This window comes from Parabacteroides sp. KHUB-03, assembly GCF_056640975.1.
Window position 1 is genome coordinate 2,058,749 of record NZ_CM153257.1, and the last position, 25,986, is coordinate 2,084,734.

Below are 25,986 nucleotides of genomic sequence, written 5' to 3' on the forward strand. Positions count from 1 at the left end.
TACAAAGAAGAAAGTTACTTTTACACTCAATTTTGAATAACTAATATATACATGGAAAACAAATACACGCTGTCTGGCTTGATGGTTACTGATTTCAACAAGCTCATAGACGGAAAAAATACAATGCTCTGTATTCTCAAAAACAGACAAGGAGCAGAACTTTCCATTACCAATTACGGCGCAAAAATTATATCGCTAATGGTTCCTGACAGAAATGGGAAGTTAACAGATGTAGTTACAGGGCATAAATCTATTGATGATTACCTAACTTCTGAAGAACCTTATTTCGGAGCAATTTGCGGTCGCTACGGAAATCGCATCGCTAAAGGAAAATTCTCTATTGACGGTATAATATATGACAAATTAGCTATTAATAATGGACCAAACAGTCTCCACGGAGGAATAAAAGGTTTTAATGCCCAGGTATGGGATATACTTCAACAGGACGAACAAACGGTAACATTAGAATATATTTCTGCTGATGGTGAAGAAGGTTTTCCCGGCAAATTACAAACGATCGTAACTTACCATTTGACAGATAATAACGAAGTTGTTATTTCTTATCATGCCACAACCGATAAGCCTACCGTTCTGAATCTGACCAATCACTCTTATTTCAATTTATCCGGAGCCGGAGATCCCTACATCGGAGATCATATTCTAACAATTAATGCCGATTATTATTTACCAACCGACAGTACGGCCATACCTTACGGGCCTAAAGAAAAAGTCGAAGGTACACCTATGGATTTCCGCACTCCTCATGAAGTGGGCGAACGCATTAACGATGACTTTGAACAACTGGTTTTTGGAAAAGGCTACGACCACACATATATTTTAAATAAAGAAGACGATGAACTCTCTTTTTGTGCACGTTGTCTTTCTCCTAAGACCGGCATTATTATGGATGTATATACCACACAACCGGGTGTACAATTATATACAGGAAACTGGATGACTGGAAATTTTGAAGGAAAAAAAGGTCAACGTTATCCTGAACGTGCCGCATTATGTCTGGAAACGCAGCATTATCCCGACAGCCCGAATAAGCCGGAATATCCTTCTACCCTTCTACGTCCGGGCGAAATATTCGGTAGCACAACTATCTACAAATTCAAAGCAGAAAAATAATTATTAATCAATAAATTTAAAAACATTAAAAACAATGGAATCTACCAAACAAAAAAATTACACGTTGCCAATTATCATGATGGTGGCTTTATTCTTCATGATATCATTTGTAACAGGTTTACAGAACCCGTTTGGCATTATCGTTAAAAATCAATTCGCAGCCAGCAACTTTATGTCTCAGCTGGGTAATGCTGCCAACTTCATTGCCTATGCATTTATGGGTATTCCGGCAGGTTTATTATTGCAGAAAATCGGTTATAAGAAAACTGCATTATTAGCAATTATCGTTGGTTTCTGTGGTGTAGCTATTTCTTATTTGTCTGGTGTAGTTGGTAGTTATACCGTTTACCTGACTGGTGCATTCGTTTCTGGTTTCTCTATGTGTATGTTGAATACTGTAGTAAACCCAATGTTGAATACGCTTGGCGGCGGTGGCAACAAAGGAAACCAATTGATTCAGATTGCAGGTTCTGTAAACTCTATCGGTGCAACTATCGTTCCGGTATTGGTAGGCTATCTGATTGGTGATGCTGCAAGAGCACAGATTAGCAACGCTAACCCGGCCTTATTCCTGGCTATGGGTATTTTCGCCGTGGTATTTATCGTTCTGTTCATTATGGACATACCTGAACCTCACATGGCTATGGCTAAAGAGGCAGCAAAGACTCCTGATAAGCATAGTGCTCTTTCTTTCCGTCACTTTATCATGGGAACTGTTGCTATCTTCTTGTATGTAGGTGTAGAAGTTGGTATTCCTAATTTTATGAATTTGTTTGCTACTTCTCCTGAAATCGGCATCGATACAACAATTGCCGGATCTTTAGTTGGCACTTATTGGTTCCTTATGATGGTTGGTCGTTTATGCGGTGCATCTTTAGGAGCCAAGATTTCAAGTAAAGTCATGCTGACAACGGCTGCAACCGTAGGTATTATCTTTATCTTGATTGCGATCTTCTCTCCAGAAGACACAAAAGTTAGTATGCCGGTATTCTTGTCTGATATTTCATTCGGAATGGTAGAAGTTCCTATCGGAATCATGTTCATGGCTCTTTGCGGTTTATGTACGTCAATCATGTGGGGTGGTATTTTCAACCTGGCAGTAGAAGGATTGGGTAAATATACAGCTGCTGCCTCGGGCATCTTTATGGTAATGGTTTGCGGCGGTGGTATTCTGCCATTGGTTCAAGGTGCAGTAGCCGATGCAGCAGGTTTCATTGCCAGCTTCTGGGTAATCATCCTGGGGCTTGCATATATTCTTTACTACGCATTGATTGGCAGCAAGAATGTAAATAAAGATATTCCTGTAGAATAATACTTCAAAATCAAAATAGACGAAGGTAAGAGATTAGTTAAGATTGTCTGATCGTACAACTTAACTAATCTCTTTCATTTATAAATAAAATTGTTTTTAACCTCATTAAAAGACTAAGATCATGGATATAGAATTTGTAAGAAGCCGTTTTATCAAACATTTCGACGGAACAACAGGATCTGTATACGCTTCACCGGGGCGTATTAACCTGATAGGTGAACATACCGACTACAACGGTGGTTTTGTATTCCCCGGAGCCGTAGATAAGGGCATGGTAGCCGAAATAAAAGCCAACGGAACAGATAAAGTACGCGCGTATTCCATTGACCTGAAAGACTATGTAGAATTCGGATTGAATGAAGAAGACGCACCTCGTGCAAGCTGGGCAAGATATATCTTCGGCGTTTGTCGTGAAATCATCAAACGCGGCGGCAAAATCGGCGGATTCAATACAGCTTTTGCCGGCGACGTTCCTCTGGGAGCCGGAATGTCTTCTTCTGCGGCATTAGAAAGCACTTATGCATTTGCTTTAAATGAAATATTCAACTGCGGTCTGGACAAATTCGAATTAGCAAAAATCGGACAAGCTACCGAACACAACTATTGTGGTGTTAATTGTGGCATTATGGATCAATTTGCTTCCGTATTCGGTAAGGCCGGAAGTCTTATCCGTCTGGATTGCCGTTCATTAGAATATCAATATTTCCCATTTAACCCGGAAGGTTATAAATTAGTACTGCTTGATTCAGTAGTTAAACATGAATTGGCTTCTTCTGCATACAATAAACGTCGTGAATCTTGTGAAAGAGCTGTTGCAGCAATTCAAAAAAATCATCCACACGTAGAGTTTTTGCGTGATGCAACTATGGATTGGCTGAAAGAAGTTAAAAATGAAATATCAGCCGAAGATTACATGCGTGCAGAATATGTAATTGAAGAAATTCAACGTGTACTGGATGTTTGCGATGCTTTGGAAATAGGCGATTACGAAACAGTAGGTAAAAAAATGTACGAAACTCATCATGGTATGAGTAAACTATATGAAGTGAGCTGTGAAGAGCTGGACTTCCTGAATGATATTGCCAAGAAATGCGGCGTAACAGGTTCACGTGTCATGGGCGGTGGATTTGGCGGCTGTACCATAAACTTGGTAAAAGAAGACAAATATGATGCATTTATTGAAGAAGCAACAAAAACATATAAAGAAAAATTCGGACGCAATCCGAAAGTATATGATGTTGTGATTAGTGACGGTTCCAGAAAACTGTGCTAAATAAAGTAAGGGGAGACTTTGCAAAGCCTCCCCTTTTCTTCTTAAAAGTTTTTTAAAAGACCTTGTTCATACAAACACTATCCTATTTCTTTCACAGAAAGTTCTACTTTCTTCTTCAAGGCCTTGTTTATTATCAGCCCATTTACAAAAAAACAGGATGAAAGAAACCTTTTCCCCGGACGAATTGTTTCACTGATATAATGACTGATACAAAGAGATTAACTATCTTTGCACAAAAAATAATAATTCTCCCAAAATGAATGATATTAAAATATTGAATAGAGCAGCAAACAATATTCGTGTTTTAGCTGCTTCAATGGTGGAAAAAGCAAATTCAGGTCACCCGGGCGGTGCTATGGGTGGTGCTGATTTTATCAACGTACTATTCTCAGAGTTTTTAGTGTACGATCCTAAAAATCCGAGATGGGAAGGCAGAGATCGTTTTTTCCTTGATCCCGGGCACATGTCTCCTATGCTTTACTCTGTTCTGGCACTTACAGGCAAGTACACAATGGACGAACTAAAACAATTCCGCCAATGGGGCAGTATCACTCCGGGACATCCCGAAGTAGACGTAATGCATGGCATAGAAAACACTTCCGGTCCTTTAGGACAAGGACATACATATGCCGTAGGTGCAGCTATTGGTGCAAAATTCCTGAAAGCGCGTTTGGGAGAAGTTATGAACCAGACTATTTATGCCTATATTTCTGACGGAGGTATTCAGGAAGAAATATCACAAGGAGCCGGACGCGTTGCCGGAACTCTGGGTCTTGACAACCTGATCATGTTTTACGACTCCAACAACGTACAGCTATCTACCACTGTAGAAGAAGTTACAGCAGAAAACGTAACCATGAAATACGAAGCTTGGGGATGGAAAGTCATTACAATTAATGGTAATGACGCAAATCAAATACGCCAGGCTTTAACAGAAGCAAAAGCCGAATCCAAAAGACCAACCCTAATCATTGGTAATACAATTATGGGAAAAGGTGCTTTAGGAGAAGATCATAGCAGCTACGAAAACAAAGTATCCACACATGGTCAACCTCTATCGGCAGCTGGTGTTTCAATAACGGAAACAATCAAGGCATTAGGAGGTGATCCGGAAAATCCATTCACCATATTCCCTGAAGTAGCCGAATTATATACAAAACGCGCCAAAGAACTGGAAACTATCGTTGCCGAACGTTATGCGGTTCGTGACGCTTGGGCTAAACAGAATCCGGAATTAGCAGCCAAGATGAAAAAATGGTTTTCCGGTACTGCTCCGGAAATAGACTGGGCAGCTATAGAACAAAAGCCGAATCAAGCTACACGCGGAGGCTCTGCAACCGTATTAGGCGTATTGGCTACCCAGGTTGAAAATATGGTAGTTGCTTCTGCCGACCTTTCAAATTCGGATAAGACAGATGGTTTCTTAAAGAAAACACATTCATTCAGAAAAGGTGATTTCAGTGGTGCTTTCTTCCAGGCTGGTGTATCAGAATTAACTATGGCCTGCGTATGCATCGGTATGTCTTTACATGGTGGTATCATTGCCGCATGTGGTACATTCTTTGTATTCTCAGATTATATGAAGCCAGCAATCCGTATGGCTGCATTAATGGAACAACCTGTCAAATTTATCTGGACACATGATGCATTCCGTGTTGGTGAAGATGGTCCTACCCATGAACCGGTAGAACAAGAGGCACAGATCCGCCTGATGGAAAAACTGAAAAATCATAAAGGACATAATTCAGTTTTAGTACTTCGTCCAGCCGATGTTGTAGAAACAACTGTTGCATGGAAGATGGCTATGGAAAATATTTATACTCCTACAGCATTAATCCTTTCCAGACAGAATATAAACGATCTGCCAGCCAAAGACAACCGTTACAAAGAAGCATTGCAGGCAGAAAAAGGAGCTTACATTGTAAATGAAGATGCAAATCCTGACGTAGTTTTGGTTGCTTCAGGTTCGGAAGTATCGACACTGGTAGAAGGAGCAGAATTGCTTCGTAAAGATGGTATTAAGGTTCGTATCGTATCTGTTCCATCGGAAGGTTTGTTCCGCAACCAAAGTAAAGAATATCAGGAATCAATCATTCCTGCAGGTAACAAAGTATTTGGCTTAACTGCCGGTTTGCCGGTTAATCTGGAAAGCCTGGTTGGCGCAAACGGTAAAGTCTGGGGATTAGAATCTTTCGGATTCTCTGCACCGTATAAAGTATTGGATGAAAAATTAGGTTTCACAGGACAAAACGTATATAAGCAAGTAAAAGATTTATTAGCATAATGAAAATGATAGGTTTAGCGTGCGACCATGCTGGTTTTGAATTAAAAGAGTATCTAAAGCAAGTGTTCGATAATAAGGGATTACTTTACAAAGATTTCGGAACTTATTCAACCGAAAGCTGCGATTATCCCGATTTTGCCCATGAGCTGGCTAAAGCTGTCGAAAAGGGAGAAGTATATCCGGGTATTGCTATTTGTGGTACAGGAAACGGCATTGCAATGACTCTCAACAAACATCAAAACATACGTGCAGCGCTCTGTTGGAATAAAGAAATAGCCCGGCTTGCGCGAGCTCATAACGATGCAAACATATTAGTTATGCCCGGCCGTTTTGTCGGCAATGAGGAAGCAGCTAAAATTGTCAATTCTTTTTTTGACGAACCATTTGAAGGCGGACGTCATCAAAGAAGAATAGATAAGATTCCTGTTTCAATTATGTAATAAAAAAGATAATTCTTTTAAATATAGAAGTCCCGTCTTAACATTTCAAAAGTCAGTTCAATTGAAATGTTAAGACGGGACTTTTACGATTAAAAGTCAGCTCTTTTAAACCCGTATCATTTATTCATCTTTTGCTTTGTCAAAAACGTACGCGCAACAGTAGGGAATAATTCCAACAAAAGGATTTCCTTTTCATTTTCAGCTAACAATACACCACTTTCTTCCAATACAAGATTTTCCTGCATCACATAAGATGAACCATCATAAGGCATCTCATCACGGACACCGGCAATTTTCAAACGAAAAGCAGGATCAACCGGTATAGGCGTCTTACCATATTCACCTTTAACCAATGCAATAAACTGATTGGAAGGATTACTATACATCGGACGCCCGTTTTCTTCATCCAAAGCACAAGACACAGCTTGAGCACCGATAATCTGGCTTGTAGGAGTAACCAGCGGAGGCAATCCTGCATCCATTCTGACCTGAGGGATCAATGACATTGCCTTTTCCAATAAATCAGACTGTCCCAATTGCTTCAACTGGGCAACCATATTCGTGTACATTCCTCCGGGGATCTGAGCTTTCTTCACCAAGTCATTTGGCTCTGGGAAATCAAAATATTCTTCTATTGCATGGCAATAAAGCAGCAGATCATCTTCTTTATCTTTACGCGCAGCCTCAATAGCATCATTAAAGAAACGATTTATTTCGGCAGGAATTTTATCTTCCAGCGGATCAAAGTGCTTCGGTAGCTTCTTTGCCGTATCAAACGCAGATAATTCTTTACGTATTTCAAGCAATTCCGCATTAATCCTGGCAACAGCTTCCATATTCAAATCGAGCTCTATTCCCATCTTCCTACAAAAAATATAAACCAATTCAACTGCCGGTGCGGCCGGGCCACCTGCAAAATTCCATATATTTGTATCAACAATATCAGCACCATTCACTATTGCCATCAATACGGATGCCAAACCATAACCGGGCGTACAATGTGTATGAAAATCCACAGGGACTTTCAGGTTCTTTTTTAAAAGCCGTATCAGTTCTGCCGTACGTCCCGGAGGAATCAAGCCACTCATATCTTTCAGAGTTATCATATCAGCCCCCAGCGATTCCATTAAAAGAGCTTTATTCAGAAAATACTCATCTGTAAAGATTGGTTTATGCAGAGGATGTCCATGCAAAGCTGCCTTAATACGTTCTACTGCCGAATGGTGGGGATCTATCGTATAACAAACGGCGCAATCCGCTTTTCCACCATACTTTTTAACGTAACGAATAGTAGATTTAATATTGTCCACATCATTCAAAGCATCAAAAATACGCATAACACTTATACCCGACTGAATGGCATTCCGGCAAAAGCCATCTATAATCTCATCCGTATACGGATTATAACCGAAGAGGTTGCGACCACGGGAAAGGGCAGTAAGATTGGATGCGTCTCCTATTATCGCTTTTATTTTTTCCAGGCGTTCCCACGGATTTTCATTTAAGTAACGCATTACAGAATCGGGCACTGCCCCACCCCATACTTCCATGGCATAAAAACCAGCATCTTTATAATAAGGAAGAACGCGGTCTATTTGCTTCTGTGACATTCTTGTAGCAAATGCAGACTGCTGACCATCACGAAGAGTTAAATCTCGAATTAATAATTTACGTACCATACCAAACTTATTTAAATCGTTCTATCAGACTGAAGTCTTTACAATATTATAACAAACGCTAAATAAGATTGGCACGGTTTTTCAGGTTAAGAATAAACAAATTTTCTAAACCCACAGAGCAGGAACAAAATACCGTAAATAGTTTCCTTCATATTTTTATGCAATTACTATAAATTTACTTTTACAGGAATATTATCCAAATCATAGTAATCCGACTCGATACGGTCCGGATAAACCTTTACAATACGGAAACCAACTTTGTCTTCACCTAACGGATAGCACAATGCACTTGAAGTTATCATCTTAAAATTACCTGCAGAACCTTTGGCATTCCGATGCAAATGTCCTGAAAACATAGCATCGACATTGTATTTGTTAAACATATCAATATAATTTCCGCGCTTCGTCAATGGAATATTGAAATATTGGTCTGCCTCATCCGGTGTTTCCACAAAAAAAGAATAGTGGCTGAAAAGGATACGATGGTTACACTTCTGTGAGTTTTTCAGGATTCTTTCCATCCACACCAGCTGCGATTGTTCTTCATCTTTCTTGTCGGCGAAGATAACCGGGCTATTCAAGCCGATAAAGCAAGTGTTCTTAACCTGGAAATTAAAACTGTCATAGCCATATTCATCCAGATAAGCCTGAAAAGCTTCGTCTGAAACATTTACATCAAAATCGTGATTGCCAGGCAATACATACACCGGGATTTCTTTTTTTATCTGCCCCAAGATTCGCCGGAATTCGGAAATCTGTTTTTTATCATTCCAGACATTCACCAAGTCACCTGTAAAAACGATAAATTCCGGATTCAACTTGTTTACAGCCTCCACAGCCTGTTCCATCAACTTCGTTTCTTTTGTGAAAGATTTATTACCATCCAACATCCCGAACTGCGGGTCTGACATCTGAACAAAATAAAATGCATCCGACTGAGCAAATGCCTGATTCATACAAAGAAGTACTGTTACTAAAGAAAAAAATAATTTATTCATGAGTATATGATTTAATAATTGTCAACATCACATTTACCAATAACAGGTATTTATAATTTCCTGCATCCGTGGGGTTTCCTGATCCGTATCTTTATATTGTTTGCGCAATTCAAGAAGTTCCCGCTTCATTTCTTTAATTATATCTGCGTATTCAGGATCATTATATGTCTTCATCACCTCTCCCACACTCCAATCTATCTCCATCATCACATCCCCATACAATCCCTGTTGGCTTTTACCTTTGAATTTATCCGATACTGCCAAAGGGACATGAGGCATGGAATGTGCCAGGTACAAAAAGAAAGGCTTGTTTTTATTCTTCTTTATAAAGTTAACCGACCGGGTGGTATAATCGGTGGTAAACCGGCTTTGGTCAGTATTATACCCTATCACTTTATTTCCATCGTATGTAGGTAAATCGGGGAAATTGAATATCTCGCCTTGTTGCGGGTGGAATGGCCACATATCGTTAGAATACGGGAGCCCGTAGTATTCGTCAAAGCCATTTTGCAAAGGGAGAAATTGTTCCTGGCTTCCCAAATGCCATTTGCCAAATACAGCCGTGCTATATCCTTTTTGTTTCAGCAACTCTCCCATTGTCATCTCGTCCTGATGAATACCATAATTGGAATCCGGACCGGGAGCACCGGCAAAACCTATACGGTTAGGATAACATCCTGTCATCAAACCGGCTCTCGAAGCACCGCTGATAGGTTGGCCTGCCAAAAAGTGTGTGAAACGAATCCCCTGGGCGGCCATCCGGTCTATATTAGGAGTACTATAGCCATAAGCACCATTGAAAGAGAAATCTCCATAGCCTGCATCATCCAGGTTTATAAGTACGATATTTGTATAATTTGAAGCTACTGCCGACAAGGAAAAAGCGGATGCAGCAACCAATACCATTAGTTTGTTGTTCATGATATATATTTTACATCATACAAAACTAAACCAAATTATGAGAAAGACCAAAAGAAGGCAATTAAAATCATCCCGATGTTTTTTGTAAATCTTCCCGATGATTTGAAAAAATGATCGGGATGATATACCTTTGCCTCACAATTCAGAAAAGGAACGGAGCTGATGAAAGTATGTATTGCCGAAAAGCCCAGTGTGGCTCGCGAAATTGCCGAAGTCCTCGGTGCAACCCAACGAATGAACGGGTATATCGAAGGTAACGGTTATCAGGTAACCTGGACATTCGGCCATTTATGTACCCTTAAGGAACCGCACGAATACACTGACAACTGGAAACGGTGGAGCCTCGGTTCCCTCCCGATGATACCTCCCCGTTTTGGCATCAAGCTGATAAATAATCCTACTTATGAACAACAATTCAAGACAATAGAAGGCCTGATGCAAAATGCCGAAATGGTAATAAACTGTGGTGATGCCGGACAAGAAGGGGAACTTATCCAGCGTTGGGTAATGCAAAAAGCCGGCTGCAAATGCCCGGTTTACCGTTTGTGGATTTCATCATTGACAGAAGAAGCCATTCGTGAAGGTTTCCGGGAATTAAAGGAACAAACAGATTTCAACAAACTATACGAAGCCGGATTATCCCGGGCTATAGGAGACTGGCTGCTAGGCATGAATGCCACCCGTTTATACACGTTGCGTTACGGCCAGAACAAACAGGTACTCTCCATCGGGCGCGTACAAACACCCACACTGGCACTCATAGTCAACCGGCAGGCAGAAATAGAGAACTTCAAACCGGAACCCTATTGGGAGCTGAAGACCGTTTACCGGAATACCACCTTTTCTGCAACCAAAGGAAAATTTACAAAGAAAGAAGAAGGAGAAGCATTCCTCGAGATTGTACAACAAGAAGACTTTACCGTCACAAATGTATCCGAAAAGAAAGGAAAAGAATATGCTCCCCGGTTATTCGACCTAACATCTTTGCAGGTAGAATGCAACAAGAAATTTGCTTTTACGGCCGACGAGACATTAAAGCTGATACAATCATTATACGAAAAGAAAATAACCACCTATCCCCGTGTAGATACAACTTTCCTGAGTGAAGACATCTATCCCAAAGTGCCCAATACGCTTAAAGGACTGGCCGATTATGCAGAACTGACAGCCCCTGTGCTCTCAGCCAAGATTCCGAAAAGTAAGAAAGTATTCGACAATACCAAAGTTACCGACCACCATGCCATAATCCCGACAGGCGTACAGGCAAGAAACCTGACAGATAATGAACGAAAAGTATACGATTTGGTAGTACGCCGTTTTATTGCCGCTTTTTATCCGGATTGTGACATCTCAACAACTACCGTATTAGGAAAAGTAGGAAAAGTAGAGTTCAAGGTAACCGGAAAGCAAATACTGAAACCCGGATGGCGCGTAGTATTCGGTGCCGAGCAAAAAGACCCGGATGCAGAACCGTCAGAAGAAGAAGGCGTACTTCCCGAATTTAAAGTTGGCGAAAGCGGCCCTCATAAGCCAACTTTAGGAGAGAAATGGACACAGCCACCCAAACCATATACGGAAGCAACCCTGCTACGTGCTATGGAAACAGCAGGTAAACTGGTAGATAACGATGAATTGCGCGATGCCCTGAAAGAAAACGGCATTGGCCGTCCTTCTACCCGTGCGGCTATTATTGAGACACTGTTCAAACGCAATTATATACGGAAAGAACGGAAGAACTTATTTCCTACGGCAACGGGTGTAGAACTGATAGGCACCATAAACGAAGAACTTCTGAAAAGTGCCGAGCTTACCGGGCTTTGGGAAAAGAAACTTCGCCTGATTGAAAAAGGCACCTACGAAGCGCGCACTTTTCTGGAAGAACTAAAGCAGCTTGTCGGACAAATTGTCAACAACGTCCTCTCCGATCAAAGCAACCGTACTATCACTATCGAGCAAGTACCGGTTGAAGAAAAAGAAAAAAAAGAAAAGGGCAAAGAAAGGAAACCCCGGAAACCCCGTACAAAGAAACCCGTCTGCCCCATCTGCAAAAAAGGCTCCATCCTACGTGGAAAAACGGCCTATGGTTGTTCAGAATATAAGAACGGCTGCACCTTCCGTCTGGATTACACAACATATGGTGAAGGATTATCGGATGAAGAATTGGCAGAAGTTATAAAGGGGCTTGGAAAATAACAACTTTTGTATCACAAATTATACAGGAATGAAAACAGAATGGTTCCCACTTGTAAACGAAACAGGTGAAACAATAGGAAAAGCAACCCGGCAGGAGTGCCACAGCGGAAGCAAACAATTACATCCGGTCATCCACCTCCATATATTTAACGACAATGGAGATTTATACTTGCAGAAACGCTCCATGACAAAAGATATCCAGCCGGGCAAATGGGACACTGCAGTGGGCGGGCATATCGATTACGGAGAAACGGTTGAAGAAGCCTTGCGCCGTGAAGTGCGTGAAGAATTAGGCATAACAGAGTTCACTCCGGAATTCATTACCAGCTATGTATTCGAATCTGCAATAGAAAAAGAACTGGTGAATACCTTCCGCACAACATACAACGGAATAATTACTCCTGATAAGGAAGAATTAGACGGCGGCCGTTTTTGGCCGTTGGAAGAGATAAAAGCCAATTTAGGAAAACAGGTTTTCACACCGAACTTCGAAAAAGAATTCAGTAAACTGTTCCTTACATAATTAACAATGATTTTTTGAAAAAAAGATCAGATGACCCTGCGATATTGAACAAGACATCATAAAACAATCGCCTAGAGCAGTAATATTCTAGGCGATTGTCTCATTTATTTTTTACCACGGAACGCTTTTTTTAAGATTTCTGTATAATTCTCCTTAACATATTTGCTTACATTTTTAAGTTCATCAAGATCATGATTTCCAGGTTCTTTATAACCTGTTACTACATATCCTGGTCCACTTGTAGACGGGTCTGTACGAAAAAAATAATGAGCTTCATCTTTTCCATCAGGCTTCTCCAATGTAACATGTTTTTTCTCTTGATGTAGTGTAAAGTGATAATTTCTACCATCCATTGTGAATTTCGGACATTTTCCAGGCGTAACTAAAACGCCACCTATTGGAATTTTTTCTTCTGCTGCCATAATATTAAATACTAATTTTCCTACTCTCTCAAAGGCTTTTCGGAATCCGCCTATATTAACTATCTCTGTAAGCTTACAGGAGCAAAGATATAGGTAGTATAAAGGAAAAGATATTATAATGTTTGAGGTTGGGAATTTAGTTTACGAGGTTAAGAAACTTGGCTTTAAAGTAATAAAATGACAAGAGCTTCATAGTAACTTCTAAATGGCTATTTTTTTCATTAGAAAACTGATAATATTCCGTATTTTTGCGCCACTTACGCCGTTTACAGTAATCAACTATTATTTCAATCATTTGTGAAAACAGACTTTGAAAACAATGTCTATCTTCACGTAAATGTAATATATATTTCACTTAGCCGAAATAAGAAACATCGTCCTTTGTCAAAAAGAATTATATTTGTAAAAAGAATAAAGAGTATGGCAACAACCCGGATCCTTGTAGTAGATGATGAAGAAGATTTATGTGAAATCCTCAAGTTTAATCTTGAAACAGAAGGTTATGAAGTAGATACTGCTTTCAGTGCCGAAGAGGCTTTAAAGATGGATTTATCCGTTTACCAGTTACTACTGCTTGATGTAATGATGGGAGAAATATCCGGCTTCAAACTGGCAAGCATATTACGTAAAAATGAAAGCACAGCAAACATTCCCATTATCTTCCTAACTGCCAAAGATACGGAAAACGACATGCTTACCGGATTTAACCTGGGAGCCGACGATTACATATCCAAACCATTCTCTATCCGCCAGGTTACAGCACGTGTCAAAGCCGTATTAAGGCGGACAGCAAATAAAGAGCAAACCAAAGAAAGCGACCTTTTGGTTTACGAAACATTGGTTATGGACACCAAACGCATTAAAGCTACCGTGGATGGCGTAGAAGTAGCTCTTACCAAAAAAGAATTCGAGATACTAAAGCTACTGTTAGAAAATAAAGGGAATGTCTTTTCAAGAGAAGAAATTCTGTCGCGTATCTGGAAAGACGAAGTGTATGTGTTAGACCGTACTATAGACGTTAACATTACGCGTCTGCGAAAGAAGATAGGCATATATGGAAAGAATATCGTAACCCGCTTAGGTTTCGGTTACTGTTTCGAATTTTAACAGAAGGCAAATATGGTCAAGATTGAAGAAGAAAAAAGAAACCGGGTCCCATTTAGCCAACGGCTGTTCTGGTCTATTTTCTTTATGTTCCTGGGGTTCTCTGTTTGCTTCCTATTGTTCCAATATCAGCGGGAACGTGAATTTGCACAGGAGAAGCTGAATAATGTGTTAAGCAATTACAACTACCAATTATTCCGCAAAAACCAGCAAACCGACAATATCAATCTTGCTGTCAGACAATTCATTGAAGATATTCCCCATAAAGAGCTCCGGGTAACCGTTATCGACCCTTCCGGCAAAGTACTGTTTGACAACAGCGGAACAGAAGAATTCAGCAACCATAACGATCGCAGCGAAGTACGCAAAGCCCGTTTATACAACGAAGGATTCGCCATCCGCTCGTCGCGTTCAACCGGTAAACGTTATTTCTATTCGGCCAACAATATAGGCGGATATATTTTCCGTACCGCCCTGCCTTACGATCCATACGTAAAAGGAATCCTTTCCATCAATAAAGACTTTATCTACTTTGCAGTCTTAATGATATTGATCTTCTTCTTTGTCCTTTCACGTTTCACATTCAATATTGGCCGGACTATCTCAAAACTACGCGACTTTGCTTTAAACATCCAAAAAGGGCAGATACCCGAAACAGACTATACTTTTCCGAATGACGAATTAGGTGACATTTCACAAAATATCGTTACACTTTATCATCGCCAGCAGAAGGCCAAAGACGAGCTTTCAATGGAACGGGATAAGATTATCAAGCATTTCCAATATTCTAAGGAAGGTTTTGCCATGTTCACTGCCGATGGGAAGGAAATACTGTCCAATATCCTTTTTATCCAATTCCTGAACATCATATCCGATACACAGATACACCAGGCAGAAGATGTCCTGGATATTCCGGAAATGGAGCCAATCCGCACTTTCCTTACCAAGACAATCAACCTGCAAAACCGAAAAAATAAAGTACTCCGCCAATCTGTTACCGTCGACAAAAACGGAAAAATATTTCTAATTGAATGCATCCTGTTCCTCGATAACAGTTACGAATTATCTGTTAACGATATTTCGCGACAGGAAGAAGAAAGCCGTATGAAACGCCAGCTAACACAAAACGTAGCGCACGAACTGAAAACACCGGTCAGCAGCATTCAAGGATATTTGGAAACTATTATAAGCAATCCGGATTTAATGCCCGACAAACGCCAATTCTTTTTGGAACGTTGTTATTCACAAAGTACCCGGCTAACCGGATTACTCCGCGATATATCCGTATTAAACCGTTTGGATGAAGCTGCAGGTATGTTTGACTTATCGGAAGTAAATATACCCAAATTAATAGCGGAAATACAGAAAGAATGCTCCAAAGAAATGGAAGAAAAGAAAATTACAGCCGAAGCCATCTTACCGGATAATCCAACCATATACGGCAACTATTCACTACTTTATTCCATATTCCGCAATCTGTACGATAATGCAATTGCTTATGCCGGTGAAGAAGTTCATATTACAGTAAACTGCTATAAGGAAGATCCTAAGTATTATTACTTCAGTTTCTCCGACAATGGCACCGGCATAGCTGAAGAACATATCAACCGTATTTTCGAACGTTTTTACCGGGTAGACAAAGGGCGAAGCCGTAAAGTAGGCGGAACCGGACTAGGTTTATCCATTGTAAAGAATGGCGTCAACTTCCATAAAGGGCAAATCTCGGCCAAAAGCAGCCTGGGAAAAGGTGTCACATTTTTCTTTACACTCAAGAAAAAAATATAATATCAGGAAGTAAACCATTCCTTAAACTCCGAAACGCGGGCTTTGCTTACCAGTATCTTTTCGGGAGCAGGCACTTTCAGATTGACAGACAAACGGCTGTTAAACCATAGGTCTATATCTTTTACAGCCATGCGGGAAATAACAAATTGCCTGTTTACGCGGAAAAACCGTGAAGGAGGAACCCTTAATACATCACTCAGATCGTGGTATACAATACTGCTCCGATGCATATCAGAGATTATTGAAACGGTATCATATCATACCGAGCATGACTGAATCCTATGATCCTTATGCAAATGCCATAGCAGAAAGGATAAACGGGATACTCAAACATGAGTTTCTGCTTGAAGACCTTAATCTTCCATTGACGCAGATGAAGCGTCTGGTAAAGGATGCTGTTTATAAATATAATAATCTCAGACCACATTACTCGTGCGGATACAAAACACCGGAGTATATGCACCATCAGAGGCAGATTAAAATTAAAAGTTACAAAAACAAACAGTTCAGCAAGGCTAGCCTTGCTGAACTGTGATAAATGTGTTAGTTTTGTCCAATAACTGTAACGGTTATTTAGGACTAGTCATTATTATTTCTTATATTTCCTACTTACACATATCATTGATAATCTGAATCAATTCTCCGCCTAATTCTTCGGCTTCTTTCATTGTATGGGCTTCGGAATAGATACGAATAATAGGTTCGGTATTACTCTTACGAAGATGCACCCATTTATCAGGGAAGTCAATCTTTACACCATCAATATCGGTAATATCATACTGGGCAAATTTTTCTTTTACCTTTACAAGGATTGCATCCACATCAATCTCCGGGGTAAGTTGAACCTTTTGCTTTGAAATAAAGTACGGAGGATAAGTTGCACGCAGTTCGCTGGTCTTCATCTTCTTTTTTGCCAAATGAGACAAGAACAAAGCTATGCCAACCAATGCATCGCGACCATAATGACTTGCCGGATAAATAACACCGCCATTTCCTTCGCCACCTATTATAGCATCGGTTGCCTTCATCTTTGTTACAACATTCACCTCTCCTACTGCAGCCGCATTATATTTGCAACCATGATTACAGGTTACATCACGTAAGGCACGGCTAGAACTAAGATTGCTAACCGTACTACCCGGCGTATGACTCAGAACATAATCGGCAATGGCTACCAGCGTATATTCTTCGTTAAACATTTCGCCATTTTCACAAACAATAGCTAAACGGTCTACATCCGGATCAACAACAAAGCCTACATCAGCCTTTGCATGTTTCATCAAATCCGAAATCTCTGTCAGATTTTCAGGTAATGGTTCCGGATTATGAGAGAAATTACCATGGGGAGCACAATGCAACTTAAAGATTTCTTTTACACCTAACGCATAAAGCAAATCAGGAAGCACAACACCACCTACCGAATTTACGCAATCGATAGCAACACGGAAGTTGGCAGCCTTAATAGCCTCTACATCCACCAAATCCAACTTCAGAACACTTTCGATATGTTTTTGTTTGTAGGTATTATCTGCAGTTACCTTACCCAGATGGTCAACATCGGCAAACTCAAAATTTTCTGCTGCTGCAATTTCCAATACTTCATTACCTTCTGCAGCATTCAGAAATTCGCCCCGTTCATTTAATAACTTCAAAGCATTCCACTGTTTCGGATTATGGCTCGCCGTTAAAATAATTCCACCACAAGCCTGTTCCATAGTAACGGCTATTTCGGTAGTAGGCGTAGTTGCAAGATCAATATCCACAACATCAAATCCCATACCTGTAAGTGTACCCAATACCACCTGTTTTACCATCGGACCGGAAATACGGGCATCACGTCCTACAACAATTTTGTTTGTCTTTACTTTTGTGCTTTTCTTTATAAATGTAGCATAAGCTGCCACAAACTTCACGATAGCCAACGGATTTAACCCGTCATCCGGACTACCACCAATTGTACCGCGAATACCGGAAATAGATTTAATTAGAGTCATAAGTCAGATTATTTTTCAAATATATACCTTACCTTCTTAAAATAGACAGGAATACCATTCGTGTTAAAATAGGTCTGCTGAGTAAATCTTTTAAACGGAACTATCAATTTCACATACGAACTGTCACCTACATAGGCCAGGCCGCTGGCTAGTCCTTCCCCTACAAAATCTGCATAATAAGAAGTTTTTGGCTGATTAATCCCATAAGTAAACTCTACAGGAAAAGTGTTGCTTTCCGACAAAGTATTAAAAGATGAGGTATCACCCAGCAATGGTTTTGCAATAAAACGGCACAACACCTGTGTCTGTCCAAGTACCGCCCGTTGGCCATTACCTGAATCAATCACATTCAGATAAACATCATTATCCAGCTTCACAAATTGATTGGGTTTAAAAACACCGTCTTCAGGATAATCATCCAATACTTCAATTCCCTCTTCATCAATCAGGCGGTTTATAGCTTTCTTTTCTGCTTTCAGCATATCCGTATACGTTTTCGTTTTACTACATGATATAGCCACCAGCGCAGCACACACAATCAACAAGAAATTAAAACCTTTTTTCATCTGTAACTCTTTAAATATAATGACTGGCAAATGTAAATAATCTCCATCACATCTTACGCATTTTTACTCAAATCTTCCATTTTATTAGGATTAAATTCCTCTAATCCTTTTTCGAAAACGGCAACGGCATCCGATAATGTTCCATAATATTCGCCACCGGAAGCATTTTTATGTCCTCCTCCACTGAAATATTTAGAGGCAAACTGATTACAAGGAAAATCGCCAACAGAGCGTAAAGATATTTTCATATAATCCGAATCTTCGCGAATGAATACACTGAAACATATACCTTCTATACTGAGTGGAAGATTTACAAAACCTTCCGTATCTCCGGTTGCATAATGGAAACGCTTCAATTCTTCATCAGACAATGTAATCAGTGCTGTATGACATCCAGGGTATATTTTCATCTTTTCATACAAGACATACCCCATCAAACGTAAGCGGGATTCCGAATAGACTTGATTCACCTGACGGTATATCAGATCCTTATCTATGCCTTTCTTTATTAGTTCGCTGATAATCGTATAAATTTCAGGTTTATTTGAATTGTATGTAAAAGAGCCGGTATCTGTCATCATTCCCGTATAAATACATTCGGCAGCATTTTTATCCAGCAGGTCAAACATGCCCATACGACAAATAAAACGGAATACCATTTCGCTGGTAGAAGACATTTCGGGATAAGACATTATTACACGACAAAAATCGGCCGGGTTCAAATGATGATCTATCATTACCTTACGTCCTTCGGCAGCTATAACAACCGGAGCCAGCTTTTCTATACGCTTCGGTTCATTAAAATCCAAACAGAAGATTACATCCGCTTCACGTATTAATTGTTCGGCAAAATCCGGATATTTCTCATGGATCACTATATCTTTACGTCCCGGCATCCAATTATAAAATGAAGGAAATCCATTTGGCACAACCACCGAAACATTATCTTTACCGTAAGCAGTCAGAAAATGATATAAACCTAAAGATGAACCTAGCGCGTCACCATCCGGTGATACATGTGTTACTATAACAAAACTTTCGCCTTTTTCTACGTACTTTTTGGCTTTCTGAATCTTTTCTTCGTGAATGATTTTTGTAATCATATAATCTTTCTAAATTTTCAAAGCCAAAGGTACGACTTTTTTATGTTTCAGGATACATAATACCTTTTAATAACTTCAGCAAACATTATAATTAACAATAAAGACAATGATAAAAGTAGCCATACCGGACGATGCAAACGTAAATATAACAACGATGACAAAAGAATAGCATAGCAAACTATCAAACTTACAAAATCAAGTTGAATAATAAACATAGCTCCTGGAATGTGACTGAAAGCATCCACAATTTTCACCATCCATTGCGTTAAAATCTCCACGCCCCGCTGCAACCAGTCAAGGCCAGGAAACCATTGAGGCAACATAAGCCATAAAAATGCCATCGGAATAAGCATTGTTGCAATAAAGGTTAAAGGCAAGTTCGTGAATAAAAACACGGATGATGACCGTCCGAAATAAAATAAACAAAGTAACGCCGTGCCAACCTGCGCCGCAATTGTTATTGTAATCCAATTCCAGGGAATCGACAACAAAGGATTTCTTACATAAATAAAATTCCTTAATGACGGTTGTAAATACAGGATAAAGAATACTGCTATATAACTCAACTGGAAACCTATATCAAACAAATAAAACGGATCGTACACCAACATACAAAAAGCCGCGGCAGCCAAAGTATTATAGCTATCTGTTGTACGCCGCAAAACTTTTCCTGTCAGGTAAAAAGACAACATACAACCAGCCCTGACAGTTGAAGCGGCCATACCTGTGACACAAACAAAACTCCATAAAAGAACCACTACTAAAATATACTTAGTCCATCGTCCGGCTCTGTTCTTTGGAAGAAATCCCAAAGCAATGGAAAGAAAACCACAAACGATAGCTACATGAAAACCGCTTACAGCCAAAATATGTGCCACACCGGCTGTCGAAAAATTTCTTTTCACCTCCGGGTTCATAGCTTGCCGGTATCCTAATGTTATTGTAGCTAAAACCGATTTTTCTTCATCTGTCAAGTGTAAACAATCAAAAGAGTCGGCCAATTTTGATTGTTCTTTCATAGCAAATTGCTGTATTACAGCAGGGCTAACATGATTATCTTGCCGCTCAACTCCTGCGGTAACAAACATGGATGACGTTATTAGCAGACAAGAAAAAACAAATCCCCATGTCCAGCGGTAATTATAACAACATCTATTGCCGTTCGCTTCGAAACAGAATGCCAATAACAAGAATGTACCGGAGGAAAACAAAAGCAAAACAGAAAGATTGCAGTCAGGAAATATTAACTGTAACAAGATTCCGGCTATCCATAAGAAAAGCGGCCTCACAAAAGGCCGCTTTTGAATTTCTTCAATCATTTATGTCAAGGTTTGGTATTTTATGTATTTTATTATAATTCTTTCAAATCCCGTATCGTCTGTAACGGATCAGGAGATTTAAAAACAAAACTACCTGCCACTAAGACATCTGCACCTGCATCTAACAGTCGTTTTCCGGTTTCCATATTAACGCCTCCATCTATTTCGATTAAAGTATTCAAACCTTTACGGGTTATCATTTCTTTCAAACGGACCGTTTTTTCCACTGTATGTTCAATGAAACGCTGTCCTCCGAAACCCGGATTAACAGACATAAGCAATACCATATCCACATCCTGGATAATGTCTTCCAATAGACAAACCGGAGTATGCGGGTTTAGAGTAACTGCCGCTTTCATTCCCGTTTCCTTAATTGCTGCCACCGTACGGTGCAAATGCGTACTTGCTTCATAATGTACATTCATCATATACGCACCTATAGCTGCAATTTCCCTGACGAACTTCTGAGGCTCAACTATCATCAGGTGAACATCCATTGGTTTCTTACAGATAGGCTTCAATGCCTCAAGCACAGGAAAGCCAAAAGAGATATTCGGAACAAATACGCCATCCATAATATCCAAGTGTAACCAGTCTGCATCACTATTATTTATCATTTCTACCTCTTCCTGCAAATGCATAAAGTCCGCAGACAATAAAGAGGGTGCTATTAAATGTTTCATAAATACTCTTTTGTTTTTTGCAAAGGTACATAAAAAGAAAGAGAACACTTACATAATAAATGTTCTCTTTCTCTAATTCTTTAATTCATTACTAAACCGCAGAGGTCTGCTCTCAACAGAGGTTCTGCATGATAAACCCTTGCAAACTGACTAAGGAAATCCAGCGTTTGCTTGCGAGGCATGCTGTTCTTGTCATCAGGGTTCTTTTTGGCTTTATTGTCCGCTTCATTCATACATTGAGTAGAAAGTCTTTTCATAGGCAACTGTTTTTTCTTTTGATATTAAAACGTTACCTTGTTCCACTTATTGCACGAAATGATATTATTTTATCAAATTATACCAAAGATAATTCTATGCTGTTTTCATCCGCCATACGGCGCATATTCAGGATAGCATATCTCATACGTCCTAAAGCCGTATTGATACTTACACCGGTTATATCAGCAATTTCTTTAAAGCTGAGATCCTGATAGTACCTCATTTCCAACACTTCACGCTGACTATCAGGCAAATGCCTAACCAATTTTTTCACATCCGAAAGAACCTGACGACGTACAATATTATCTTCGATTGTTCCATCGCAAAGTTTTATATTATTAAAAAGGTCTACTTCAACCTCATCATTGGAGACTGTATTTTCGCTACGTTCCTGACGGAAATAGTCAATAATCAGATTATGGGCAATACGCGTTATCCATGCTTTAAACTTCCCGTTCTCTGTATACCGGCCTTGCTTAATAGTCATAATAACTTTTACAAAGGTCTCCTGGAAAATATCTTCCGTAAGATCTCTATTGCGTACTATAAAGTAAATATAGGAATGGATGCTGCTTTTATAACGACTTAACAAAACATCGAATGCAGCATTATCACCTTGCGCATAAAGGACAACCAGATCTTCGTCGGTCATCATTTTTAATGTACTCATTACTTTTCTTATTTTAAGTTTCCTTGAGTAACGTTTATGCTATAGGCTGTGAAGTTTTAATGTTATACAATGTTTATTATGGAAGCAAAAGAACAAAAACTATTTTAATTAGGCAAGTTTTTCATTTCTTTTTATAAAAAGAATGTCCCCTACCTGTACTTTTCACGTACAAATAGGGGACATTTCTGAACTAACTATGGCTTTTTAGAACTTATAGCCCAATGTCAAAGCCACACGCGTCGTATTTGTTTTCAAAGTTGCTCCCTGATTAAGGATTTCAATATCACCATCTTCCATTGGATATAAATTAGAGAAATTATAAGCATCTTCTTTATGTACTGTATACACATACGCCAAATCGGCATAGAAGTTAGGTGTAAAACGATAACCAAGACCTATTGTATAATTGTTCACACCCCGGTCTATCGTATAGTTAGGAATAGTACCTACAGTAACTGTCTCAATTTTCTGGTCTCTCAAATCAGCTTTTACCGGACTACCGCTCCAAGCATAACCCGCGCGTACCGAAAACTGAGGTGTTATTCTGGCTTCCGCGCCTACACGTAAAGTATTTCCAATACCAAAATCTTCTTTTATATACGTATTTGTTTCCAGGTTTTCATTACCGTTTTCAAAATACATTTTCATGTTCTTGTAATTGGTTAGCTCATAATCAACACTGATTAACCCATACTTTCCGATAATTGCAGCAGCACTGAACAACCATTTATCAGGAGAACGGTACTGGTAATTCGAATATGCACCATCAGGGGTAGTAGCCCACTGATCGCCCCCCATCACACGCGAAGAACCTTTTGCGTAAAAATAATCTGTCATCTTATACCAGACAGGAGAATTATATGCAACGCCTAACCGGAAATAGTCTGACGGACGAACAATGGCTCCTATATTAAAAGAATAACCTGTACCATCCGTGCTAAGGGAATTTTCCAGTTTCAGATTACTGTCATCCGTAAATACTTCATTATACCAGGAAGAATAATCATAATTCAAATCCGTAATAGCCAACGTACCTCCCAACAAAAAAACATCAGAAAAATTTAATCCGAAAGCTATATTATACTGATCAATTGCACCTCTCTCCGTCACGTTCAAATCGGCTCCCGTCTGCTTCAGCCATTCTCCTGTTCCCGAATTTATATAAGAGCTGGAAAACTCTCTACTCCTATCACCTCCGATAGGATTCATAAAACCGGCATTATAGCCAAGAACAGACATCCACGGCAGATCGTTAGCATACGGGTCAAGCCCTTTTCCGTCTTTCAGGTCGTTTGCAATAAAACCAGGAGAGCGATGAGCTAAACGCGTTGACAACTCGGCAATATAATCGGACAGGGATGTGTTCAGTCCGCCGCCGGTACTCATAGTATAATTACGGCTATAGTTTTTTGCCCTATTGTAAGAGAAACCAACATTCCAGCTCACCAGACCTGCATCATTGGAGGTCGGGAAATAACCCACATAAGCTATATTGTCAAAATTTACTCTCGTACGGCTATTATCAACTTTATTACCCAGCCAATCAGATTTGGCAGAAACACTGGACAAACTTAACGTTGTAACAATTTCGGAACTACGATAAATTGCCAATCCAGCCGGGTTGCTATGCATTGCCGAAATATCTCCGCCCAAAGCACCAAACGCACCACCCATACTCAAATAACGCGCTGTTCCGTTCAGATCATTCTGAACAAATCTAAAAGCATCTAACTCGCCTTGTGAGAAAGCGGCACTGCTATATAAAGCGAGTGCCGACATTACGATCAATATCTTTTTCATCTTATTCTCTATTTAATCAACCTGATATCCTTTCTATCTACGGCCACCACCGGAACGGCTTCCGCCACCTCCTGACCTAACGCTACCGCCACTTGACCGGCTACCACCAAAACTACCACTTGAAGAACCTATGGAAGAACCACTGCTACGGGAAGGAGCTGTGTAACTTCTGGTTTCGGATGATGATGAACGGCTACTATTATTATATGAACGATTATTATTATAAGTACGGCTCGGTGCTGTATATTGACGGCTGAACGAAGAACGACCAGCGCTGCTACTTCTTTCAATCACGCGTGAACGGCTGGAGTTCACTGATGACGAACGGTTACCGGATGATGATGAAGAACTACGTCCTATAGAGGATCTGCTGCCGGCTCCGGAAGCCCCGCTTCTTGAATATGTGCCGGATCTGTCAGATGAAGATACACGTCCCGAACTACTTCGTCCCGTCGTAGAACTTCCTCTTAATGAAGAAGAAGTAGAACGGTCGCCTGCATAACTTCTTCCATTGGAAGTACGTCCGTTATATGTGCTTGTACCGGCATAGCTTCTGCCGCCAGAAGTACGTCCGTTATTATATTTCGTATATGGAGTTGCATAATACGGATAATGATGATGGTGTCCCCAATGGCCACCCCAGTAGCCGCCGCCCCATCCCCATGATGGACCATACCATGGATCATACCAACCACCATACCACGGGCTTGACCAACCGGCGTAAAATCCGCCCCAACCAAAGCCCCAGCGAGGTCCATACCATGAGGAGTAAGTCCACCAAGGACTGTAACCAATCCAAGGATCATACCAGCCTCCGCCATACCATGGGTTACCCCAGCTATTACCTATATTGATATTGAAGTTTACATTTGCATTTCCATCTGAATAATCGGTATCATAGCCATAACCATAATATCCGTCACTCAAATACAAATCAACCTGATCGGCACCAGCTATTGTAATTTTACTAGGTGAATGATAGCGAATAATACGTTCTGTATATTCCGTATCGGAACGACGTTCGGGAGCAGCTTTTGTTTGTACAACATCACTTTCCGTAAATTCATCGTCATCATTATAAGGTTCGTCTACATCTACAGAAGTGTAACGACGGTTATATTCGTCCACATCCCTGCTTGCACCATAAGCTGAGGTGGCTGAAGATGCGACTTCTCTCTTTGTTTGTATTACGTTTTTCTCTTCTACTTTTTCTTTCTTCTTATTCTTGCTTGAAGAGAAATACACATCATCAAAGAATTCTTCCTGGGCAGCAACACTGAAAGTCACCAGAAGCATAACTATCACAGATGTTAATTTCATGGGTTTCATATTTTTTCTCCTCTTCATTTATATATTCCTAATCGATATTTATATTTTAGACATTGAACCATCCCGATGGTTTAACTAGTATTTCTTTTTAAAGAATAAACACCTTGCACTATAGGTACAAATATAGCCTGTTATTAATGGAATCAAAGCATTTATATATACTTTAACTATCTATCACAGACAATACACGCTGTCTACA

The 25,986-nt window shown here is 40.0% G+C and carries 22 protein-coding genes and 2 pseudogenes; 10 read left to right on the forward strand and 14 right to left on the reverse strand.

Annotation, left to right across the window (positions count from 1 at the left end):
* The first annotated feature begins 51 nt into the window (after window positions 1-51).
* The 5 genes from ACYIB7_RS08880 to rpiB all read left to right on the forward strand — a co-directional run bounded on the left by ACYIB7_RS08880 (window position 52) and on the right by rpiB (window position 6,440).
* Entirely contained in the window at window positions 52-1,131 is a 1,080-nt protein-coding gene (locus ACYIB7_RS08880; protein WP_103982042.1) for an aldose epimerase family protein, read from the forward strand.
* Between the two features lie 34 nt (window positions 1,132-1,165).
* Window positions 1,166-2,443 (forward strand): MFS transporter, encoded by a 1,278-nt coding sequence (locus ACYIB7_RS08885; RefSeq protein WP_103982043.1) that lies wholly within the window; start codon window positions 1,166-1,168, stop codon window positions 2,441-2,443.
* A gap of 121 nt (window positions 2,444-2,564) precedes the next feature.
* Window positions 2,565-3,716, forward strand: coding sequence for a galactokinase (gene galK, locus ACYIB7_RS08890; RefSeq protein WP_103982044.1), 1,152 nt, complete (start codon window positions 2,565-2,567; stop codon window positions 3,714-3,716).
* A 256-nt stretch (window positions 3,717-3,972) separates the two neighbouring features.
* Window positions 3,973-6,000 carry a transketolase family protein gene (locus ACYIB7_RS08895; protein ID WP_480336811.1) on the forward strand — a complete coding sequence of 676 codons (2,028 nt, stop codon included), beginning with the start codon at window positions 3,973-3,975 and terminating at the stop codon, window positions 5,998-6,000.
* The gene (gene rpiB / locus ACYIB7_RS08900) at window positions 6,000-6,440 is read left to right on the forward strand and encodes a ribose 5-phosphate isomerase B (protein ID WP_103982046.1); all 441 of its coding nucleotides are present in this window, start codon (window positions 6,000-6,002) and stop codon (window positions 6,438-6,440) included. The genes ACYIB7_RS08895 and rpiB overlap by 1 nt, the downstream gene beginning before the upstream one ends.
* Before the next feature lie 116 nt (window positions 6,441-6,556).
* Here the strand turns inward: rpiB and ACYIB7_RS08905 are convergent, their stop codons facing one another.
* From ACYIB7_RS08905 to ACYIB7_RS08915, 3 genes and pseudogenes are all read right to left on the reverse strand, one after another.
* Window positions 6,557-8,119 (reverse strand): carboxylase, encoded by a 1,563-nt coding sequence (locus tag ACYIB7_RS08905; protein WP_103982047.1) that lies wholly within the window; start codon window positions 8,117-8,119, stop codon window positions 6,557-6,559.
* Window positions 8,120-8,286: 167 nt separating this feature from the next.
* Window positions 8,287-9,117 carry a metallophosphoesterase gene (locus ACYIB7_RS08910; protein WP_103982048.1) on the reverse strand — a complete coding sequence of 277 codons (831 nt, stop codon included), beginning with the start codon at window positions 9,115-9,117 and terminating at the stop codon, window positions 8,287-8,289.
* Between the two features lie 156 nt (window positions 9,118-9,273).
* A pseudogene (locus ACYIB7_RS08915) lies at window positions 9,274-10,038 on the reverse strand (sulfatase-like hydrolase/transferase); the annotation flags it as partial.
* 162 nt (window positions 10,039-10,200) lie between these two features.
* Between ACYIB7_RS08915 and ACYIB7_RS08920 the strand changes: the two are divergent.
* Window positions 10,201-12,231: a DNA topoisomerase 3 gene (locus ACYIB7_RS08920; RefSeq protein ID WP_480336814.1), complete on the forward strand. Its 2,031-nt coding sequence runs from the start codon at window positions 10,201-10,203 to the stop codon at window positions 12,229-12,231.
* A 28-nt stretch (window positions 12,232-12,259) separates the two neighbouring features.
* Window positions 12,260-12,754 carry an NUDIX hydrolase gene (locus ACYIB7_RS08925; RefSeq protein WP_103982051.1) on the forward strand — a complete coding sequence of 165 codons (495 nt, stop codon included), beginning with the start codon at window positions 12,260-12,262 and terminating at the stop codon, window positions 12,752-12,754.
* Window positions 12,755-12,858: 104 nt separating this feature from the next.
* Here the strand turns inward: ACYIB7_RS08925 and ACYIB7_RS08930 are convergent, their stop codons facing one another.
* Entirely contained in the window at window positions 12,859-13,176 is a 318-nt protein-coding gene (locus ACYIB7_RS08930) for a hypothetical protein (protein ID WP_103982052.1), read from the reverse strand.
* Window positions 13,177-13,596: 420 nt separating this feature from the next.
* Between ACYIB7_RS08930 and ACYIB7_RS08935 the strand changes: the two genes are divergently transcribed.
* Complete coding sequence (locus ACYIB7_RS08935; protein ID WP_103982053.1) at window positions 13,597-14,283, forward strand: response regulator transcription factor; 687 nt, start codon at window positions 13,597-13,599, stop codon at window positions 14,281-14,283.
* A 12-nt stretch (window positions 14,284-14,295) separates the two neighbouring features.
* Window positions 14,296-16,065 carry a sensor histidine kinase gene (locus ACYIB7_RS08940; protein ID WP_480336817.1) on the forward strand — a complete coding sequence of 590 codons (1,770 nt, stop codon included), beginning with the start codon at window positions 14,296-14,298 and terminating at the stop codon, window positions 16,063-16,065.
* Window positions 16,066-16,067: 2 nt separating this feature from the next.
* Here the strand turns inward: ACYIB7_RS08940 and ACYIB7_RS08945 are convergent.
* Window positions 16,068-16,247 (reverse strand): annotated as a pseudogene (locus ACYIB7_RS08945) (LytTR family DNA-binding domain-containing protein); the annotation flags it as partial.
* 86 nt (window positions 16,248-16,333) lie between these two features.
* Between ACYIB7_RS08945 and ACYIB7_RS08950 the strand changes: the two are divergent.
* On the forward strand, window positions 16,334-16,600 hold the full coding sequence (locus tag ACYIB7_RS08950) for an integrase core domain-containing protein (protein WP_160034605.1): 267 nt from the start codon (window positions 16,334-16,336) through the stop codon (window positions 16,598-16,600).
* A gap of 70 nt (window positions 16,601-16,670) precedes the next feature.
* On the opposite strand, the gene glmM is transcribed toward ACYIB7_RS08950, so the two are convergent.
* The 9 genes from glmM to ACYIB7_RS08995 form a co-directional block, all read right to left on the reverse strand.
* On the reverse strand, window positions 16,671-18,059 hold the full coding sequence (gene glmM / locus ACYIB7_RS08955) for a phosphoglucosamine mutase (protein ID WP_480336820.1): 1,389 nt from the start codon (window positions 18,057-18,059) through the stop codon (window positions 16,671-16,673).
* An 8-nt stretch (window positions 18,060-18,067) separates the two neighbouring features.
* Window positions 18,068-18,625, reverse strand: coding sequence for a BamK family beta-barrel-assembly machinery protein (gene bamK / locus ACYIB7_RS08960; RefSeq protein WP_099465414.1), 558 nt, complete (start codon window positions 18,623-18,625; stop codon window positions 18,068-18,070).
* A 53-nt stretch (window positions 18,626-18,678) separates the two neighbouring features.
* Window positions 18,679-19,728: a DHH family phosphoesterase gene (locus ACYIB7_RS08965; protein ID WP_103982057.1), complete on the reverse strand. Its 1,050-nt coding sequence runs from the start codon at window positions 19,726-19,728 to the stop codon at window positions 18,679-18,681.
* Window positions 19,729-19,775: 47 nt separating this feature from the next.
* On the reverse strand, window positions 19,776-20,747 hold the full coding sequence (locus ACYIB7_RS08970) for a ComEC/Rec2 family competence protein (protein WP_234999255.1): 972 nt from the start codon (window positions 20,745-20,747) through the stop codon (window positions 19,776-19,778).
* Between the two features lie 332 nt (window positions 20,748-21,079).
* Window positions 21,080-21,730 (reverse strand): ribulose-phosphate 3-epimerase, encoded by a 651-nt coding sequence (gene rpe, locus ACYIB7_RS08975; protein WP_103982059.1) that lies wholly within the window; start codon window positions 21,728-21,730, stop codon window positions 21,080-21,082.
* Between the two features lie 80 nt (window positions 21,731-21,810).
* Window positions 21,811-21,987, reverse strand: a complete 177-nt coding sequence (locus ACYIB7_RS08980) for a hypothetical protein (protein ID WP_199163430.1) — start codon at window positions 21,985-21,987, stop codon at window positions 21,811-21,813.
* 77 nt (window positions 21,988-22,064) lie between these two features.
* Window positions 22,065-22,658 (reverse strand): RNA polymerase sigma factor, encoded by a 594-nt coding sequence (locus ACYIB7_RS08985; protein ID WP_099465418.1) that lies wholly within the window; start codon window positions 22,656-22,658, stop codon window positions 22,065-22,067.
* A gap of 204 nt (window positions 22,659-22,862) precedes the next feature.
* A complete protein-coding gene (locus tag ACYIB7_RS08990) occupies window positions 22,863-24,458 on the reverse strand; it encodes an OmpP1/FadL family transporter (RefSeq protein ID WP_103982060.1) in 1,596 nt (531 codons plus the stop codon).
* Window positions 24,459-24,491: 33 nt separating this feature from the next.
* On the reverse strand, window positions 24,492-25,787 hold the full coding sequence (locus ACYIB7_RS08995) for a hypothetical protein (protein ID WP_103982061.1): 1,296 nt from the start codon (window positions 25,785-25,787) through the stop codon (window positions 24,492-24,494).
* Window positions 25,788-25,986 lie beyond the last annotated feature (199 nt).